The sequence below is a fragment of the Paenibacillus sp. UNC451MF genome, assembly GCF_000686845.1.
Lineage (GTDB): Bacteria > Bacillota > Bacilli > Paenibacillales > NBRC-103111 > Paenibacillus_S.
The window spans coordinates 77,313-95,684 of record NZ_JMLS01000014.1 but is presented as its reverse complement, the minus strand read 5'-3'; the positions used below and the strand labels follow the sequence as shown (position 1 = coordinate 95,684).

21 protein-coding genes are annotated in these 18,372 nt (G+C 47.2%); 13 read left to right on the top strand and 8 right to left on the bottom strand.

What is annotated here, in order from left to right:
* Positions 1-210: 210 nt before the first annotated feature.
* Together BP97_RS36610 and BP97_RS0116680 are read left to right on the top strand one after the other, a co-directional pair.
* Positions 211-900 carry a TetR/AcrR family transcriptional regulator gene (locus BP97_RS36610; protein WP_064745713.1) on the top strand — a complete coding sequence of 230 codons (690 nt, stop codon included), beginning with the start codon at positions 211-213 and terminating at the stop codon, positions 898-900.
* On the top strand, positions 897-1,553 hold the full coding sequence (locus BP97_RS0116680) for an MBL fold metallo-hydrolase (protein ID WP_028550111.1): 657 nt from the start codon (positions 897-899) through the stop codon (positions 1,551-1,553). Before BP97_RS36610 ends, BP97_RS0116680 begins: the two co-directional genes overlap by 4 nt.
* Positions 1,554-1,620: 67 nt before the next feature.
* On the opposite strand, the gene BP97_RS0116675 is transcribed toward BP97_RS0116680, so the two are convergent.
* A complete protein-coding gene (locus BP97_RS0116675) occupies positions 1,621-2,421 on the bottom strand; it encodes a Cof-type HAD-IIB family hydrolase (RefSeq protein ID WP_028550110.1) in 801 nt (266 codons plus the stop codon).
* Between the two features lie 170 nt (positions 2,422-2,591).
* On the opposite strand from BP97_RS0116675, the gene BP97_RS0116670 reads away from it, so the two are divergent.
* A complete protein-coding gene (locus BP97_RS0116670) occupies positions 2,592-3,344 on the top strand; it encodes a (S)-benzoin forming benzil reductase (protein ID WP_028550109.1) in 753 nt (250 codons plus the stop codon).
* A 145-nt stretch (positions 3,345-3,489) separates the two neighbouring features.
* Positions 3,490-4,284, top strand: coding sequence for a thymidylate synthase (gene thyA / locus BP97_RS0116665; protein WP_028550108.1), 795 nt, complete (start codon positions 3,490-3,492; stop codon positions 4,282-4,284).
* Between the two features lie 64 nt (positions 4,285-4,348).
* Here the strand turns inward: thyA and BP97_RS0116660 are convergent, their stop codons facing one another.
* Positions 4,349-5,251 carry a helix-turn-helix domain-containing protein gene (locus tag BP97_RS0116660; RefSeq protein ID WP_028550107.1) on the bottom strand — a complete coding sequence of 301 codons (903 nt, stop codon included), beginning with the start codon at positions 5,249-5,251 and terminating at the stop codon, positions 4,349-4,351.
* 320 nt (positions 5,252-5,571) lie between these two features.
* On the opposite strand from BP97_RS0116660, the gene BP97_RS0116655 reads away from it, so the two are divergent.
* The 5 genes from BP97_RS0116655 to BP97_RS0116635 all read left to right on the top strand — a co-directional run bounded on the left by BP97_RS0116655 (position 5,572) and on the right by BP97_RS0116635 (position 8,924).
* Positions 5,572-5,826: a hypothetical protein gene (locus tag BP97_RS0116655; protein ID WP_028550106.1), complete on the top strand. Its 255-nt coding sequence runs from the start codon at positions 5,572-5,574 to the stop codon at positions 5,824-5,826.
* A gap of 104 nt (positions 5,827-5,930) precedes the next feature.
* Positions 5,931-6,431 carry a dihydrofolate reductase gene (locus BP97_RS0116650; RefSeq protein WP_028550105.1) on the top strand — a complete coding sequence of 167 codons (501 nt, stop codon included), beginning with the start codon at positions 5,931-5,933 and terminating at the stop codon, positions 6,429-6,431.
* Between the two features lie 79 nt (positions 6,432-6,510).
* Positions 6,511-6,828, top strand: a complete 318-nt coding sequence (locus BP97_RS0116645; RefSeq protein WP_231506324.1) for a hypothetical protein — start codon at positions 6,511-6,513, stop codon at positions 6,826-6,828.
* Between the two features lie 266 nt (positions 6,829-7,094).
* Positions 7,095-8,252 (top strand): LCP family protein, encoded by a 1,158-nt coding sequence (locus BP97_RS36605; protein ID WP_051620662.1) that lies wholly within the window; start codon positions 7,095-7,097, stop codon positions 8,250-8,252.
* Positions 8,253-8,267: 15 nt separating this feature from the next.
* Positions 8,268-8,924 (top strand): hypothetical protein, encoded by a 657-nt coding sequence (locus BP97_RS0116635; protein WP_028550103.1) that lies wholly within the window; start codon positions 8,268-8,270, stop codon positions 8,922-8,924.
* Positions 8,925-9,173: 249 nt separating this feature from the next.
* Here the strand turns inward: BP97_RS0116635 and BP97_RS0116630 are convergent, their stop codons facing one another.
* The 3 genes from BP97_RS0116630 to BP97_RS0116615 all read right to left on the bottom strand — a co-directional run bounded on the left by BP97_RS0116630 (position 9,174) and on the right by BP97_RS0116615 (position 12,824).
* On the bottom strand, positions 9,174-10,553 hold the full coding sequence (locus BP97_RS0116630) for a sensor histidine kinase (RefSeq protein ID WP_028550102.1): 1,380 nt from the start codon (positions 10,551-10,553) through the stop codon (positions 9,174-9,176).
* Complete coding sequence (locus BP97_RS0116625) at positions 10,550-11,230, bottom strand: response regulator transcription factor (protein WP_028550101.1); 681 nt, start codon at positions 11,228-11,230, stop codon at positions 10,550-10,552. The genes BP97_RS0116630 and BP97_RS0116625 overlap by 4 nt, the downstream gene beginning before the upstream one ends.
* Positions 11,231-11,597: 367 nt before the next feature.
* Positions 11,598-12,824: a glycosyltransferase family 2 protein gene (locus tag BP97_RS0116615; protein WP_028550100.1), complete on the bottom strand. Its 1,227-nt coding sequence runs from the start codon at positions 12,822-12,824 to the stop codon at positions 11,598-11,600.
* A 137-nt stretch (positions 12,825-12,961) separates the two neighbouring features.
* Here BP97_RS0116615 and yyaC point away from each other — a divergent pair, with 137 nt between their 5' ends.
* Both yyaC and BP97_RS0116605 read left to right on the top strand, forming a co-directional pair.
* Entirely contained in the window at positions 12,962-13,531 is a 570-nt protein-coding gene (yyaC, locus tag BP97_RS0116610) for a spore protease YyaC (protein WP_028550099.1), read from the top strand.
* Positions 13,528-15,339, top strand: a complete 1,812-nt coding sequence (locus tag BP97_RS0116605; protein ID WP_028550098.1) for an ABC transporter ATP-binding protein — start codon at positions 13,528-13,530, stop codon at positions 15,337-15,339. Before yyaC ends, BP97_RS0116605 begins: the two co-directional genes overlap by 4 nt.
* Before the next feature lie 55 nt (positions 15,340-15,394).
* Here BP97_RS0116605 and sugE read toward each other — a convergent pair whose 3' ends face one another.
* Both sugE and BP97_RS0116595 read right to left on the bottom strand, forming a co-directional pair.
* Entirely contained in the window at positions 15,395-15,709 is a 315-nt protein-coding gene (gene sugE / locus BP97_RS0116600; RefSeq protein ID WP_028550097.1) for a quaternary ammonium compound efflux SMR transporter SugE, read from the bottom strand.
* A 13-nt stretch (positions 15,710-15,722) separates the two neighbouring features.
* Positions 15,723-16,313 (bottom strand): TetR/AcrR family transcriptional regulator, encoded by a 591-nt coding sequence (locus tag BP97_RS0116595; protein ID WP_036746047.1) that lies wholly within the window; start codon positions 16,311-16,313, stop codon positions 15,723-15,725.
* A gap of 230 nt (positions 16,314-16,543) precedes the next feature.
* Here BP97_RS0116595 and BP97_RS0116590 point away from each other — a divergent pair, with 230 nt between their 5' ends.
* Positions 16,544-16,831, top strand: coding sequence for a hypothetical protein (locus BP97_RS0116590; RefSeq protein ID WP_028550095.1), 288 nt, complete (start codon positions 16,544-16,546; stop codon positions 16,829-16,831).
* Positions 16,832-16,951: 120 nt separating this feature from the next.
* Here the strand turns inward: BP97_RS0116590 and BP97_RS0116585 are convergent, their stop codons facing one another.
* On the bottom strand, positions 16,952-17,716 hold the full coding sequence (locus BP97_RS0116585) for a sulfite exporter TauE/SafE family protein (protein ID WP_028550094.1): 765 nt from the start codon (positions 17,714-17,716) through the stop codon (positions 16,952-16,954).
* A 255-nt stretch (positions 17,717-17,971) separates the two neighbouring features.
* Between BP97_RS0116585 and BP97_RS0116580 the strand changes: the two genes are divergently transcribed.
* Complete coding sequence (locus tag BP97_RS0116580) at positions 17,972-18,358, top strand: VOC family protein (RefSeq protein ID WP_028550093.1); 387 nt, start codon at positions 17,972-17,974, stop codon at positions 18,356-18,358.
* Positions 18,359-18,372: the final 14 nt, after the last annotated feature.

The window sequence follows — 18,372 nt, the reverse complement described above, 5'->3', positions numbered from 1 at the left end:
CCGTTGGTGACGAGGTAATAGGGGGGCCATCGGCTTTATTTTTGAAGAGCCTAGCAGGAGCGAAAGTGAAAGCTGAAAAGCAATGGGGGAGGGACTAAAACTGGAGTTTTGAAATGTAATCAAATGGGGCTTGACGGGAATTATAACCATCGGTTATTATATAACCAACGGTTACTAACCAATGGTTATAAGGTGCTCGGAGGTGTCATTATGGAAGAGAAAATCAAAAGAAGCAGACAGGAAACACGGTCGGAGGAAACCAAGAGCAGCATCCGCGAGGCCGCGGGCAAGCTGTTCACCGCCCGTGGATACGATGCAGTTACGATGCGGGAAATAGCCAAGGAGGCGGGCTGCTCACATACGACCATTTATCTTTATTACAAAGATAAGGAAGCGCTGCTGGAGCAGCTTGCAATTCCCCCTTTGATGGCGCTGGAACAAACAATGCTTGAGACTTTGGACAACGAAGAGATCACGGCAATCGAAGCATTGAAGGAGATTAGTAGGCAGTTTCTTCGCTTTTGCTTGGCTCACAAAAGCATGGTGTCGGTTATCATCAACATGAAAGCGGCCCGTGTTGATGAAGTCAATCCTAAGAGCGAAGTGAATAAACATAGAAACCAAGTGTTTGCGTACTTGGCGGAATCTCTGAACCGGCTTATCGAGACGGATACGAATGAGCAGAAGATCAATGATGCGCGAATCTTTTTTTATATGCTGAACGGTATGGTTCATACCTATCTCAGCAACGAGGAACCGCTCGAACAGCTGTTGGAGAGAATCATTCCTTTATTGGATGAAGGCTTAGAGATCATAATTCTGGGCATGCAGAAGAAGCGCAAGCAGGAAGAGAAGCAAACCAAGAAGCTGAAGAACAAATCGGGGAGGAATTCATTATGAAAATCGTACAAATTTCGGATCATATTTGGAAATGCACTACTTGGATCGGTTTTTCCATCAGTGCGTGGGTTGTAAAGTCGGATGAAGGCTTGACACTTGTGGATTCGGGAATTCCTTGGATGGCGAACGGGCTGCAGAAATGCTTCAAGGAGCTGCAAGCTCCGCTCCGGCATATTGTGCTTACCCATGGACATTCCGACCATGTGGGAGGAGTCAAGCGCATCCGCGAACAATTTCCGGTTCCAGTCTATGTGCATGAGATGGAAATCCCTTATATGGAAGGGCAGCTTCCATTCCCCGGCCGGAAAAAAGCGGAGAAGCTCACAGAGCCAGGTCTAGTGCAGCCTCTCGATACGAATGTTTTGAGCTCGGCAGGATTGACAGCCTACCACACGCCAGGCCATTCCCCAGGGCATACTGTATTTTATCACGAGCAGGATGGCGTCCTGCTGGCGGGTGACTTGTTTACTTCCAAGCGAGGCATGCTGAATCGGCCGATGCCGATGTTTACATCGGATATGAAGCAAGCAATAGAGAGTGGGGCTATTGTGAAGCAGCTAAGCCCTAAACGTGTCAGCGTCTGTCATGGCGGCGACGTGTCCATTGCGAATGCTCAGGAGCAGTACGAGGATTATGTTAGCCAGTTCGCTTAAGTGATGCAGGGCTGGTTTTGCATACAAAAATACCGCCCTTATTCCGGGCGGTATTTTACGTGCTTTATTAAACCGTCTGCAAGACGAACTTATCTACCACATGCTTAACGCCATCCTCGTTATTGCTCAGCGTTACATAGTCGGCAATCTCCTTAAGTCCTGTAACAGCATTCCCCATGGCAACACCAAGTCCTGCCGCTTCGAGCATTTCACGATCGTTCCAGCCGTCCCCGATAGCAATCGTTTGCGACATGTCATAGCCGAATTGTCCTGCTAAATAACGCAGAGCGTCTCCTTTAGTTCCTTGATGATGAATGATTTCAAGAAAATGAGGTTTCGATTTCGTGATATGAACCTGCCCTTCAATAAGGTTTCTTAGCTCGACTGCGACTTCATCCAGCTTGGCAGGATCATCGATAATTAATAATTTGGAAGAAGGCTTGTTAACGAATTCTGCGAATTCGGGATAGACGGTATATGGAATTTTGGATAGCTCCGAATAGGCTTTGATTTTATCGTTATCCTCTTTTACATACAACACATCGTCAATGTAGGTTTGCAAGTGCAGTCCGTTCCGTTCGCAATAATCGAAAATGATGGTGGCTGCGTCCTGTGGAACGCACTGCTCGTACAATATCTTGCCGTCACCGGAATTTTTGACAAGCGATCCGTTGTACGTAATGAGAGGCACGTTCAGCTCCAATTGAGCAGCTAATTGCTTAGCGGAGGCATACATACGTCCTGTAGCAAGCGTTACGGTGACTCCGTGAGCCATGGCATCCGCCAGTGCTTGCTTGGTTCCTTCTGTAATTTCCTTTTCATCGTTAATGAGCGTGTCGTCGATATCGATCGCTAGCATTTTATACATGTTCAACCACTCCCGTTATCTTTCTGTCTACGGCTTTCATTATACCTTACATCGGTGGGAGGGACTATACATAAAAAACGAAAATCCTAGCGTTGACAATTTCCAATGATAGGAATAGGGTGATTTTAGTATATGGTACTAGTACTAGGTTATGAATAGGAGGGCTGGATATGAAATATTTTATTATTACCGGCACGTCGAGAGGTATCGGTCAGGCCATGGCAGAGCAGCTTATTGCACCTGGACATTGCGTTTTATGCATTTCAAGATCAGAGAATCGATCGTTGATTTCAAGGCAGGGCAACCTCCGTTATTTTCCGTTTGATCTTGGCAAATGCAGCGAATTGGATGGTCTCATGGACGAGGTGTTTACGTGTATCGATTCGTCCCAAGCGGAGTCAATATACCTCATTAACAATGCCGCGGTTGTGGCTCCTCTCGCATCGATCGAACAGTGCAGCGCTGAGGAAATAACGTACCATATGCAGGTCAACTTGATTGCGCCTATGATTCTAACCTCCATGTTTATTCAACGAACCGAACATATCCAAGCAGATAAAAGAATAATGAACATTTCCTCCGCCTCCTCTAAGCATTTATTTCCTGGGATGAGCTGCTATTCGTCGGCCAAAGCGGGATTGGATACATTTACACAAGCAGTCAGTTTAGAGCAGCAGCATACGGAAGGGGGAGTCCGGATCGCGTCTGTTTGGCCCGGAATGATTGAAACTGCTCTGCAGGCGGAGGCAAGAACAACGAGCAGAAGCAGATTCGCGTCCGCGGATATTTTCACGAAATTTAAGGAAAAAGGAATGCTGACCACACCTGAATATACGGCGGAGCAGCTGGTACAATTGCTGTTAGAGGAAGACTTTGGGCATGGCTCCGTAGTCGAGCAGCTGCCGCCAATACATAGAGCTTAGTGACCCAACTGCTTTTCCGGATGGCGTAAAACACGCTATACCTCCGCATAGACACACCTTCCACGGTCCGATATAATAATTCAAGAATGAACGGCGGTCCAACGCCGTGATGTAAGAGCGAACTGACAAAAAGGTGGTATACGATATGAAACAATATCTGGATTTGCTGCAAGATATATTGGAACACGGTGTAGAGAAGACGGATCGAACCGGAACAGGGACTCTATCCGTCTTCGGCAGGCAAATGCGCTGTGATTTATCGCAAGGCTTCCCGCTGCTGACAACGAAGAAACTGCATGTTCGGTCTATTTTCCATGAGCTGCTCTGGTTTTTGAGTGGGGATACCAATATCGGTTATTTAAGAGATAACAAGGTAACGATTTGGGATGAATGGGCAGATGAGAATGGTGATTTGGGTCCTGTTTACGGCTCCCAGTGGAGGAATTGGCCAGCTCCGGATGGTCGGCAAATCGATCAGATCCAACAGGTAGTTGAGCAAATCAAACGCAATCCCGATTCACGCCGACATTTGGTCGTAGCCTGGAATCCTGCGGAAGTGGATAAGATGGCGCTGCCACCCTGCCATTATGCGTTTCAATTTTATGTAGCGCAGGGCAAGTTGTCCTGCATGTTTCAAATGAGATCGGTGGATACGTTCCTAGGACTACCGTTTAACTTGGCAAGCTATGCTCTGTTGACACATATGATTGCCCAGCAGTGCGGTCTTGAGCCTGGAGAGCTGGTTTGGACGGGGGGCGATGTCCATTTGTATTTGAACCATTTGGAGCAGGCCAAGCTGCAGCTATCACGGGAGCCTTACCCGCTGCCAAGGCTGATCATTACTCGCAAACCTGATTCTATATTCGACTATAAATTCGAGGATTTTGTCATTGAAGGCTATGAAAGTCATCCGGGAATTAAAGCTCCTATTTCGGTATAAGTAAGCAAAGCAAAAGTCGGCCCCTTAACAAGAGGTCGATTTTTTGTTGTGCCTATTAAGCTGGTTACCGCCTTGTCTCCGCCCAAATATCGGAAACCGCCACGCCAAGCTCACCCGCAATAAGCTGAGCCGTTAACAATTGCGGCTTCGTCACTTTGCCGTTTCTCAGCTTGGAAATGGTTTGGATAGTGATGTTGGTCGCTTCGGACAAGGACTGAGCTGACATGTTGCGTTGCGCCATAAGTACTTTTAAACGGACAGCTGGGTCGGCGCTCACTTCAAACAGCTCCAGCTGACTGATAACGAATGCATACTCCAGAAAAGTACCTACCCCGTCAAAAAAAGGACGTACCATAATTTTCATCTTCAGCTCCAACTGATCCGCAAGCTTTGTTGTCCGCAGCACGACCTCTTTCGTTTGCTTGGTTTGCTTAATTTCCTCCAATAACTTCTTCATCACTGGATGATCTGCTTTAGCTATAAGCTCGAAGATGGATTCTTGCTCGAATCGACTTTTATGATCGACGATAGGATCAAAATACATATCGTAGCGTGTCATAATATAAGAGGAATTGACAACGCCTGAGCAAAGAATCGGATTGTTGGCGATTTGATGATCAATCCACTTCTTACTGCTAATATGATCCGCGAACACAATGATTAGCTGGTTAGGACCATCATCAATCAGGTATAGTTCTACTTCTAGAATGACATTAAGATGATCCTTAGATAGAACCGTAACTTCTGTTTTTAAAAACTGATCGTTCTCTAACTGGGTAAATGCTGGATTAGACTGCTCCCTTGCTAGCATCAGGTGAGGATCTACCTTCATAAGCTCCTCACGGGTATATCCTGACAAAGCACAAAAAGGCTCATTCACTTCTAGAAAAGAAAGAATTTCGCCATCTATTTTAATGATTCCCATCGGTTTTTTTAATATTCGGACTAACGATTCAACGGTTAGCAAGATATTTCCTCCTTGTCTGGGATGTTGTTAAGTATATAAATGATTTTGGTACTTAAACAACCTCTGAATATTGGAAGAACCGCTTATTCCTTATTCTACTGGACTTTTTTTGCTTAGGTTTAATTAGTTAAACTCATTTGACCAAATCGCCCGTTATGGCCGATATCGGGCCTAAGGGGCTACTGAGCTGGTTTCTTCAACGTTCACTCGATTTTAACGAATGAATGTGAAACCGTATAATAAAGAGGTCTCGATATATATTAAAATGCTCAGGCTTTATGAGCATCATGACCACTAACACAATAAAGAGGGATCACAATATGAAGGAATGTATAGTGGAAGGATGCCAGCGCCTGGTAAAGGCTAGAAATCTGTGCTCCATGCATCATCAGAGGCTGCTTCGAACCGGTAGCCCGGATATGGTGAGGAAGAAATCCAAAAAGGAACCCAAACAGTGCCAGTGGATTAATTGCTGCCGTGATGCAGTGTCCAAGGGCTACTGCGCCAAGCACTATTACATTCATAAAACGCTAAATAAAGCTGCCAACGCCGTTAAGGTAGAAATTGAAAGATGATCAGTGCCCGTGATATCATACGGATGATATAGTTCGTGCCTTGATTTTTGAAAGCGTTCTTCCTTTCTGTCAAGGCTATTCAAATGATGAATAGAGGCTGACATATGATCATTTCATTTATTTTTGCTATGGATGAGCACCGCGGCATTGGTCTGGATAATAAACTTCCATGGCATTTGCCCGGGGATCTCGCGTTTTTTAAAAGAGTGACGAGCGGTCACACGATTCTAATGGGTCGCAAAACGTACGAATCCATCGGAAGGCCCCTCCCAAAGCGGCGTAACGTTATTATGACCCGCGATTTGACGTTTGCAGCGGAAGGCTGCGAAATCGTTCATACCGTTGATGAGGCTCTCGAACGTTTCAAATCCGAGGATCAGAACGGTGAATTGTTCGTCATTGGAGGAGCAGAGGTGTTTCGGTTATTCATGCCACACGCTGACAAAATGTATGTAACGGAAATTGCCCATAAATTTGAGGCAGACACGTTCTTTGACGAACTCGATCTAGCCGAGTGGAATGTGATTTCCCGAGAGCAAGGTCCTAAAGACGAAAAAAATCCGTATGATTATGAGTTTGTGATTTATGAACGAAATCGGCATTAATACATAGAATGAAGCCTGCGGTTTCGGTGCATCTTAAGGTTGAGAATGCAACCGAAAGGGAGTGTGCCTTTTGACAGAGGTGAACCAGCACCAAATGCCGCTGCGTCATGTAATTGATAATGCCGAGAAAGCCATTCAAGTGGCTAAAGATGCCGAAATGGCGGTACGTCACGCTCAAATGGAATCTAACCCGCAAAAGCTGGCCAGCTCGATTCAGCAGTTAGAGACAGCGCAGAGGGCTGTACAGCAAGCTCAAAGCCAGATTGATGCCCAAATTGGCGAACACCACCATCAGCACGAGCAAGAGCTGAAGCAAATTCAAGAGCAGCTGACCCAATCGATGCAAACCGTCGACATCGTCAGTGCCAATACGGAGCAGCCCAAACAAGTTCGTTAACTGCTGAACAAAGCAGAAAGCCATCACACAAACAGTCCACAACGTCGAAGTTCGGTGTTGTGGTCTGTTTTTTTATAACAATTATTAGTCATTATAGAATACACTGGAAATATGACGAATTTATGAGTAAATTATGTGGAATTATGGCTGAATTTCATCAAGTTCATGGGAAAATAACGAAAATTTAAGCTTTTTGTCAGCTTATTTTAAGGTTATTCATATATAATCTTAACCATTGGTTTTCTGGGAAATGAGGGGACGATAAAATGCTCAAAAAGATCGTCAAGATTGCACTTTCTTGTGTTCTGATAGGAGTCGCCAGCGCGGGCATATACGCTTCTGTTTTATACAAAGATGCCAGTGAAGTGATTGATAAAATAGGTACGCCGGAGCTTGTAGCGGAGGCCGAGTCAGCAAAAGTAAAACCGCTTACATTGTTGATGATGGGCATCGACCATCGTCAGGATACGGGAAGCTTGAATTCAGATGTCATTATGGTGGTCACGGTTAATCCGAATACCCAATCGGCTACTGTAGTCTCGATCCCCAGGGATACGCAGTTAACCCCGAAGGGGCTGCCGGAGAGAAAAGCGAACTACTATTATCCTTACTTTTATAATATGAACAAGGACCAAGCCTTTGGAAATACGAAAAAAGTGTTCTCCGAGCTGCTCGACGTACCCATCGATTATGCCATCACCGTAGATTTTGACGGGTTTCGCCAGGCGGTTGATGTTTTGGGAGGGCTCACGATCAACGTAGATATGGATATGCGTTATGTGGACGATGAGGACGGGACGAATATCAATTTGAAAAAAGGCATTTCCAAGCTGAACGGCAAGCAGGTGCTCGATTTTGTCAGGTACCGCAAGTCGAACATGGATACACAGGAATCCAGTGATTTCGCCCGCAATGCTAGGCAGCAGCAGGTGCTGAACGAGATGCTTAAGTCTGTGAAGACTGCCGGGGGAATAACGAAGCTATCGCAAATGATCGAAACGGTCGGTAATCATATGAGCACGGACGTGCCTTCCTCGCAAATTCGCGAAATGATTCGCACCTATTTCAATATGAACCCATCCAATGTAAACTATGTTCATCTGGAAGGCGAATGGGAAAGCCCTTATGTTATTATAAAAAAAGAAGAGCTTATGCGGGCGAGCGATGCTCTGAAGCAGCAGCTGGGTGACACGGACACGACGGACACCGATGCTTGGGACAAGAACAATTCAATCACTAGCAATACATACAGCAGCGTTAAGAATTCTGGCAATACTTCTAATGTTGGCAATAGCTCAAGCAAAAGCTCAAGCTCCGGTAAAACTACAGTAAGTGGAGCAACATACGGAAAGCTTAACAATGTAACATCAAAAGAAATAACACCGGCCCCATCGCTTGGAGGAAATCCTTTGCCATTTGAATAGAAGGGAGCGATATCCATGACGGTAACGATAGGCTGCTATCATGCACATTATTCGAATATCGAGATTATTCAAAAAGCACTGGAGCCGTACGATGTAGAGCTCCTTCATTTTGTAGACCCTGGACTGGATCGGCGTAAATCCGATCCTCTTTTTTCTTTAGAGAAGGCGCAGCGTAAAATCAAGGAGACGTTGGATTGGGTAGCGGCTAGCCGTGTCGATGCCATTCTCGTAACTTGTACCTTCTTTACGGCTCATATGCCTGAAGAGCTGGACTATGGCATTCCGATTATCAAAATTGACGATCCGTTGTTCGAGTCGATTTGCGAAAGCGGGCAGCCACCTCTGCTTGTATTTACGAATCCAGCGACGGTTCAGGGCACTTTAGAGCGTCTGATCCGCTATGCAATGCTTAAGGGCAAGCAGCTTGACCTTCAATCGCAAACGCTGGAGCATTCCTTTGAGCTTTTAATGCAAGGAAAAAAGGGTGCTTATGTCGAGCTTGTTGCCGCGGGGCTGAAGAGATGGATTGAAGCTCAGCCTGACAGGCAGGTGTGGGCAGCCCAGCTGTCCATGGTGCAGGCTGCGGAGGAGGCGGAGAGAGCCAGCGGTGTCCGTGTGGGCGATCCTTTGAAGGCTTTGGTTGGTCATCTGGTGGAGCGGCTGCAGTTATAGGTGCAAGGAAATGGATGAGAAACCTTGAAAGCAAAAAAATGTGATGCAGTACTCCGGTAGGACAGCCCCTTCCAGCCGCTGTTGTTATCGGGAAATGTTCAATTGATTTGCTTAGCAGCGGTGATTTCCCGATAACAAAGGCGGACGCTACCGCTCCTACAGGGGATGCCCTACCTACGTTCTGTCACAATTTCATAAATACAAGCTTCTCAACCATCTAAGGCTGCAAATATACTGCAGCCTTTTTGGTTAGGTTAAAAGAGGAAGTCGGACTATGAAAGTAGAGCCCTCCCCTAAACGGCTGCGGACTTGTATGCTGCCGCCATGAAGCTCCACAATTTTTCGGGCGATGGATAGCCCGAGACCGCTGCCGGAGCGGGTTCGGTTTCTGGCTTGATCCGCTTTGTAAAAGCGGTCGAAGATGTGAGGAAGCTCGTCTTCTGAGATACCCATCCCGGTATCGCTAATTTCTACGAGGATCTCCCGTTCAACTGCCGCGTTAATGCGAAGGGTGCCCCCCGTATGAGAAAACTTGATGGCGTTAGTAATCAGATTAAGCCACACTTGAACCATTAGCTGTGCATCACCAGTAACGATCATGTCGGGAAGCTCGAGATCGAGCTGCAGCCGCTTTTCAGTCCACTGCCATTCCGTAACGATAAGCGCCTGGCGTATTTGCTCATCCAGCCGGAAGGCTGTACGTTTCACAGGCGTATCCTCTTTGTCCAGCGCCGCAAGGGTTAAGAGCTGCTTACCCAAGCCTGACAGCCGCTTGCTTTCCTCCTCGATAATTTTCAAATACCGCTCCGTTTCCTCGGGTGTCGCTTGCTTGTCGAGCATCGTTTGAGCGAAGCCCTGAATGGAGGTGAGAGGGGATTGAATCTCATGCGATACATTGGCGACGAACTCTTGTCTCATTTCATCCAGCTTTTTTAGAGAGCTAGCCATCTGAGTAAAATGGCGTGCTGCATTTCCGATTTCATCCCGTCTGGATATGTCCAACTGGATGTTGTAGTTGCCTCCGACGATTTTATTGGTTGCTTCCGTTAATTGCTGCAGCGGCTTTACGATAAAGCGGGTCAAGACGGCGATTAAGGCGATGCTGAACAAGAAGGTGAATCCCAACAGAAAACCCATCAGGATGCGTACCTCTCCGATTTGTTCTTCCAGATTGGGCCGTATAAACAACGCGTAAGGTTCCCCGTTCACCTTAATGGGGAGCCCTGAGGTGTTGCGGATACTGTTCTCAAAAAAACCGGTAACCATCAAAGCGTGCTGTTCTTCCATGATCCCGCGGTACATATCTCCAGCTAACACACGCCGAACGATGTCCGGATCAAATTGGGTGTGCTTAAAGGGTGCACCGTAGAAAGAACCTTCCATTTTGCTGTTGACGGCATAAATTTGATAGCCAAGACCGGCAATATGCGTTAGATAGGCGCTTAGCTCCATAGCGGGCATTTGCTCGTATAAATCGCGGATTTCACTGCCAATGCGCATAATCTTTTGTTCATTATAAGTTCTGAGTTGGGATGTATAGTAAGTATTTGTAACGAAAAGGGCGAAGATGCTGCTAATCAAGGCAATGAAGATAAAAGTGACCACGATCCGCGTATACAAAGTTCTCATGAATCATGTACCTCAAGCTTGTAGCCTAGCCCTCTAATGGTCGTAATGCCGAAATCCTCGGTTTTAGGAGAGAAGCGTTCACGCAGTCGTTTGATATGCACATCGATGGTCCGGCTATCTCCCTCATAATCGGCGCCCCAAATTAGTTGCAGCAATTGATCCCTTGTGAAAATGCGTCCAGGATTGCTGGCCAGCTGCGATAGGAGCTCGAACTCCTTTAATGGGATCGTAAAGATCTCGTCTTTAATGGTGATCTCGTAGCTTTTGCGATCGATGGTCGTATCGCCGAACCGGATGGTTTCGAGTGAAGCCATTTGATAACGGCGCAGCAGAGCCCGGATCCGAAACAGCAGCTCACGCGGTTCAAACGGCTTGACTAAATAATCATCGGTACCGGACAAGAATCCTTTTTCTTTATCCTCCATAGCACCTTTGGCGGTTAACAGGATGACTGGTATGTCGTAGTGTCTCCGTATTTCCTCGCATAGTTCCCACCCGTTTTTACCAGGCATCATGACATCGATAACGGCCAAATGGACCTGCTCGCTTTCCATTAGATGAGAAGCCTGCTCTCCGTCTTCGGCCTCATACACGATGTAGCCTTCATTATGTAGATTAAACCGCAGCAGCTCGCGGATATGCGGATCGTCGTCAGCGATCAATATATGAATTCTCATGCGAATACATCCTTTTTTGGCTAGCTTGTGAATCCCTTTCTTAACTATAACGATATCTTCAAAGATTTCAAAACTTGGCTGCCGAAAAACAAAAAACCGGCACGTCATGAACGTGTCGGTATAATGTGAATAGTCTATCTATAATTGAAAAATAAGTGCTACGCTTGGATGTGCTGATAAGCAACAATGAGAACAAACGTCAGGAGCATGACGCCCGTAACATAAAATAATTGTTTATTGGATAATTGAGTCATGGTCAGCTCTCCCTTATATACGGCGTAAGTCTTGTAGGACGTACGCTCTTTACTATTATTTTATAATAACATAACGGCCTGGAGTGTAAAAATTTTGTTAAAGTGATGGGCGGTCAGCGCCGCATCTTTCTTAGCTCGTTCAATGAATAATAGGTTCCGCGCCAATGGATTCCGTCCTGACGAAGGGTCAGCCAGACAGAACGAACTACAATGTAACACAGCAGCCCGACTGTTAAAGGAAACACAAGCACCTCGGTTCCACCTATGCCCGTCAAAGAATGAACGAGCCGGAAGTACACGAATAGCATGATGAGGATCGATAGCCCGTAGATCCAAGAAGCCCAACCACCGGCTATGAACAGCGCGATGAACGGGAACAAGAACATGATCAGCTGACCAAGGACTCCAATAAAGGCCAGACTGAGCTTGTACTGAAAGCCGGAGAACAAGTTTTTCTCAAGTCCCCGGACGGCTTCGCCCAAGCTTTTGTACCACTCTACGGCAATGTGTTCCCTGCCGGAAGCCAGCCGCTGTCGCAGCATGGCCTGCTTGACCCTCTTTCCAAGAACCAGATCATCGTCAGGTCGAAGGGCAAAGGCCTCATGGGTGCCGATTTTTTCGTAAGCATGCCGGGTAAGTAAGTTAAAAGCCCCTATTCCCATGCCGTGCTTATGCTGGCTGTCGATATTGGACCTCCAAGGGCGAACATACAAGCTTAGTGTGAAGAAGAAGTACATGACAAATGCCCTCAGCCAAAATCCGTTGACGATCATGTTCGGTGCCAGCGTCAAATGATCGACCTCGTTAGCCTTCATATAGTGAACCGCATCCGCGATCGTGTTGGGCTGAAATAGGACATCGGCATCGGTGAACAGCACATATTGGCCGCGGGCCTGCATATAACCTTGGTACAGAGCGTGGTTTTTGCCGAGCCAGCCTGCCGGTAGTGTCGTGACATGAATAATTTTTAAATGTATGGAAATATTTTCTTTTCCCTCAGACCATTTGCGAAGCTCTTCGAGCTTGCGTCCCGTCCCGTCCTGCGAGCGGTCGTTGACGGCGATGATTTCGAGTCGCGAATAGGTTTGATGAAGCAGATGCTTGACTGTCTCTACGATGGAGGCTTCTTCCTCCTTGGCAGCTATGACGACAGATACAAGTGGAAGCTCCTGCTGATTCATTGCTGGATTCGGCTTCAACTTATGGCCAGATGAGGCAGCGAAAGCATCTGGAGGTGCATGAGGCAAGCTCAACATTCTTTTGCGTGCTTGAAGCGTATCCCAGAGCATGATAATCCAGTAAATGAAGGTTATGATGGCGAGCAGCTTGATTATCGGCATGGGTGAATCCCGTCCTTTTGGCAAACCGTTTGGTCGCATTATATCATGGGCTGCGGCATAACAACAAATTCTGGTTTCTCTGTGATACAATGAGGAAAAGACTTGAAATATGGCATACGCATAGGAGGGGGGAGGCCATGCAAGGGAACGGGGGAGCAGCGCCCGTCATTCGCAAAAAGGTAAAAGGCGGGGAGCTGGCTGAATTCTTATCGACGATACGGCAGCCGGAGCTGGATGCCGAGAAAATATTGTTTTTATGCATCGGAACAGACCGATCTACAGGAGATGCGCTTGGTCCATTAGTAGGCACGATGCTGGTTGAGGCGGGTTATCCATATGTAATGGGGACGCTAGAGGCTCCATTGGATGCGAGCAATATGATTGAACGACTGGCCCGCATTCCGACCGAGCAAAAAGTCGTCGCTATTGACGCGTGCTTGGGTCAGCCTGCATCTGTAGCTTCTTATCAAGTATCCAATCAACCGATGGAGCCGGGGAAGTCGCTTGGCAAGCAGCTCCCGGCCGTGGGAGATTACTCCATAGCAGGCATCGTTAATGTGGATGGCGGACAAAAATACTCTACGCTTCAAAGCACTTCGCTTTACCGGGTCATGGTCATGGCCAAAGAAATTGTGGCAGCAATCCGTATAGCGTTTCCAGTTAATTCGGTATCCACAAAGTCGCAAGTAAAGGAGGACGAAGGATGAGAGGAGAAGGGGTACGTTGGGAGGCAGGCAACCGTCAAATGCTGCAAAGCCGAGGGAAGGCGACACTTAAGGAAGTCTCGGTAAAACGCATTTACGGTTTATTTCGAGGTTATCGCTGGCAGCTGGCAGCCATTTTGGTGCTAGCTCTTGTTTCTTCATTAATAGGACTTCTTCCGCCACTTATCATGAAGGAAATTATTGATACAGCTATACCACAGGGAAATAAAATACTGCTATTGAAGATGGTCGGACTTATGGTGCTTCTACCGCTTCTGAGCGGATTACTCGGCGTTTGGCAAAACCATGAGAATACCAAAGTAGGCCAAGGGGTTATGCGCGATTTGCGGCAATCGCTGTTTGCTAATTTGCAGCGCCAGTCCATGGGCTTCTTCACAGATTCAAAATCAGGGGAGATCATTCAGCGGCTGACAGGTGACGTGCTCGCAGTGCAAAATGTAGTGACCACCATCGTCGTTTCGGCGGTTACACAGACGGTTATTGTTTTGACAACCGTTATCATTTTGTTCGCTCTGGATTGGCGGCTCGCCCTGCTGGCTTTAATCATTCTGCCCTTGTTCATTCTGCCGGTGCGTAAGGTTTCAGAGGTTCGTAAGCGTTTACGGGGAGATACGCAGAGGGTGCGCGGGGAAATGTCGTCGCAGTTAGGTGAAATTTTTGGTGTATCGGGTGCGCTGCTGACCCGGATCTTTCAGCAGGAGAAGCAGCAGGAAAAGCAGTTCGGTGAGCTCAACCAGAAGGTCATGGATTTAGAGCTGCGGCTTAATCTGGTAGGGCGCTGGTATGGAATGGTGCTTGGCATTCTAGGACCCATTGGTACGGCGCTGATTTATTTGTATGGCGGATGGAATGTGGTAACCGGGATTATGACGATCGGAAGCATCGTTGCATTTACACAATATTTGGGACGGCTGTATGGTCCCGTCACGACACTGCTCAATCTGCATGTGGAGGTAGCAACGGCGCTCGGCGTGTTCCAACGGATCTTTGAGTACCAGGACATGGAGCCGGAAGTGGCTGATTCATTGACGGCACGTGAGCTTCCGGCTGTTCAAGGGAAAGTAGCTTACCGCCATGTCACTTATGCATACCAGCCTGGCAAATACGCGTTAAGGGAAGTATCCTTTGAGGCCCTTCCAGGCGAAGTGGTAGCTATCGTCGGCCCAAGCGGAGCAGGCAAGTCCACATTGATTGGCATGCTCGGCAGGCTTTACGATCCTACGTCCGGTATTGTGGAGGTCGACGGCTTCAATATCAAAGAAGTCAGGTTGGAGACACTGCGAAACCAGGTTGCTTTTGTTACGCAGGAATCGTTCTTATTCCATGCTTCTATAAGGGATAACTTGCTGTTTGCAAGGCAGCATGCTACTCAAGAGGAGATCGAGGCTGCCTGTAGGCAAGCCTACATTCATGATATGATCATGTCGCTGCCCGAGGGGTATGACACAATGGTAGGGGAGCGGGGGCACAGGCTTTCGGGTGGCGAGCGGCAGCGGCTGGCGATAGCTCGGGCTATCTTGAAGGATCCGCGTATTCTCGTACTCGATGAAGCGACGTCGCATCTTGACTCCGAATCGGAAGCCTACGTGCAATCCGCACTGGATGAACTGATGCGCAGACGGACAACGCTGGTTATTGCCCATAGACTGTCGACGATCTTATCGGCTAACCGTATTGTCGTCATGGACGCGGGGCAAGTGATGGAAAACGGCCGTCACGAGGAGCTGCTGGAGCTGGATGGATTGTATGCAAGATTATATCGGACGCAATTTTCCAAAGCGATGGAATAAATGAATAAAGGCAGGTCGGAATATTTCCGACCTGCCTTTTTGTGGTTGTATGTTTTTAGGCGGTCACCTTCAACCCGACAATGCCTCCTACGATCAATAGAAGAAACAGAAGGCGGATAGCGTCCCGCGGTTCTCCTAAGAAGAGCATTCCGACGATGACGGTACCCATGGCACCAATGCCTGTCCATATTGCATAAGCGGTTCCCATCGGTAAAGATTTTAACGCTTGGGATAAGAAATAGAAGCTTACGGCCATACCTGCAATGGTTACGACTGTGGGAACTAGCTTCGTGAACCCGTTCGTATATTTAATGCTCACGGCCCATACGACCTCAAATAATCCGGCAATAATCAAATAAATCCAAGCCATTCATGCTCACTCCTTACTCTTGATGCTGTACAATGATGCCTTGCCAATATAACCGCCAAATGCTTTGGATTCGACGCTCGAAATCGGTTCGAGCATAGTAATGCTGTTGGATAAACGTTCCGTCAAGCAAGCAATAGAAGGATGCCAGCAGCTCCTCTACTTGCACATGGCGAATAATTCCCTCTCGCATTCCCTTCTCGAAAATGTCTCTAAGGACCTCGGAGAGAGCAGCTTCCGATTGTGGAAAGCGTCTTTGCAGCTCCTGCTGCAGAGACTCAGGCGGAAACAGCATCGCTCTCTTGAGGAAGGTGATGCTCTCTTCGCTCAATAAATAAGTCTGGCACGCATCCTGCAAAATGGTGTACAGCTTGTCATGTACGCTCATCTCGGCAATAAGCGTCGCCAATTCAGTAACATGGTCGAAATGCTCTTGTATGACATCCTCGAAGATAGCGAGAAATAAATCTTCTTTACCTTTAAAATGAGCATAAAGAGAAGGGGTTTTAATACCAACCTCTTTAGCAATTTCGGATAGCGGAGTGGCCTCGTAGCCCTTTAGTGCGAACAGACGCAGTGCAGCAGCTTTGATTTTCGTTATGGTCATAGACAAGACCTCCTTATATCCACTGACTAACTAACGTTAATTAGGTAAAACCCATTTTACTTCTTTATTTCGACAAATTCAAGCCCCATCTCTAAAAATACCAGATGCTGCGGATGAGAGGGGAATGGCAGTAATTTTAAAAAAGCTTAATAAAATGGGTTCATACATTTAACATTTGGTTTATATAATAAATATTACATTCAGACTTCAGTCTTAAAGGGGTGGACTTGGTGAAAACCATTAACCATGTTAATTATAAGGATCAGGACGGAAACATCTACTGCTGTCTCCGCAATAAAATTGTGAAGCTTGACGATCAGCAGCGTCAATCATTTTGCAAGGGCTGCAGCATGTTTGCGGGTACGGCCGGCGGGAAGGGCGTAGAATGCGTATGGGACGACATGCGCAACGTCGATGATCCGCATATTGTTACGGATCCGCTACATGAGTTTTTCCGTAATCAAGTGCGGCATGTCAATATAAACTATTTAAATGCAGTTGCTGTTTTTTGCGGATAATCCGATGAAGGATACCTACGAAACAACTTTAACAATAAACGGCCCTCCGGACCGTCCTTTGAGAAAAGGGTGACCGGAGAGCCGTTTTTTAATTTTACTAATCCGATATTCAGGTACTCGTCATTGCAGTAAATCCCACAGCTGCTTTCCGATGAGCACGGTAGTAACGCCGATGAACAAAGGCTTTACATAGCGGGCACCATGGCGAATAGCGAGCCTGGAGCCTACGAACGCCCCTGCAATCATTGCGATGCCCATCGGCAGACCATATCCGAGATGGACCGATCCGAGCATAAAGAACGCAGCAAGGCTTGCAATGTTGCTCGCCATATTCAGCACCTTGGCATTTCCTGATGCCCCGACGAAATCAAAGCCGAGCAGCAAAAACAAAAATAATAAAAAAGAACCTGTGCCTGGTCCGAAGAACCCGTCATAAAATCCAAGAACAAAGGCGCATAAAGCGCATGCTGCTTTGGTTGCTGTTGTTAAAGGACGCGGTTTGGCATCGGCACCCCAGTTCTTTTTGAACAACGTATAGATAAGAACGATGACAAGCAGTGAGATGACGAGCGGCTTAAGGAACGAGGAAGGCAGCAAATGCACAGCATAGGTTCCGAGTGCCGATCCGACGAACGATAGAGGAAACAAGGCAAGCACCAGCTTGCCGTTAATTTTTCCCGAGAACAAAAATGATATTGTGCTCGTGACGGAGGAAAGAGTCCCTCCAAGTTTGTTCGTACCCAGCACCATACTGGGAGGAAGCCCGGTAAGCAGCAGAGCGGGCACCGATATAAGTCCGCCGCCTCCGACAACCGAGTCGACAAAGGCTGCGACGAATCCGGCAATAATAAGAAACAAAAGCATATCCATTGAAGGCCAGTCCATGAAAGTAGTTCTCCTTTTTTCCGATAAACCTCGAAAGAATAGGCTAAGTATATAAAATTCGACACAGATCTACAATACTTTTTTCCCATCCAGAATTAAGAAGATGATTAGTAGTAGAAGCTGATGAAGTCAGTCAGAAAGCCATCTTACTCGAGGAACTGACAATATGGCTCAAACAGATTGCGCAATGGTCTTGTCCATGATATTCTTCATTCGAGTACAAGAAATGATCGTATGGGGAGAGGTGTGTTCAGGATGATTCACAAGCTGGAGCATATTGGTGTTATGGTTAAGGATATGGATGCTTCTATCCGTTTTTATACGGAGGTGCTGGGGTTGAGATTGGTGAAGCGGGTGGCGCTGGCAGACGGTGCCGAGCTCGGCTTCTTGTCCTTCCCGGGCTCTGAGCAAATCGAGATCGAGCTTGTAGGACGCGGACGCGAAGGACTGCCGGATAACGGTGTCGTGCATCATATTGCTTTCACGGTTAGCGACATTCAATCCGAGATCGACCGTTTGAAAGGTTTGGGCGTCAAGCTGATGGATGAAACACCGCGCATGATTCTCGATGGCGATCTGATTGCCTTCTTCTTTGGACCGGATGGCGAACGTTTGGAATTTTTCCAGCCTGCAGCCAAGTAGATATTGCCGCATCG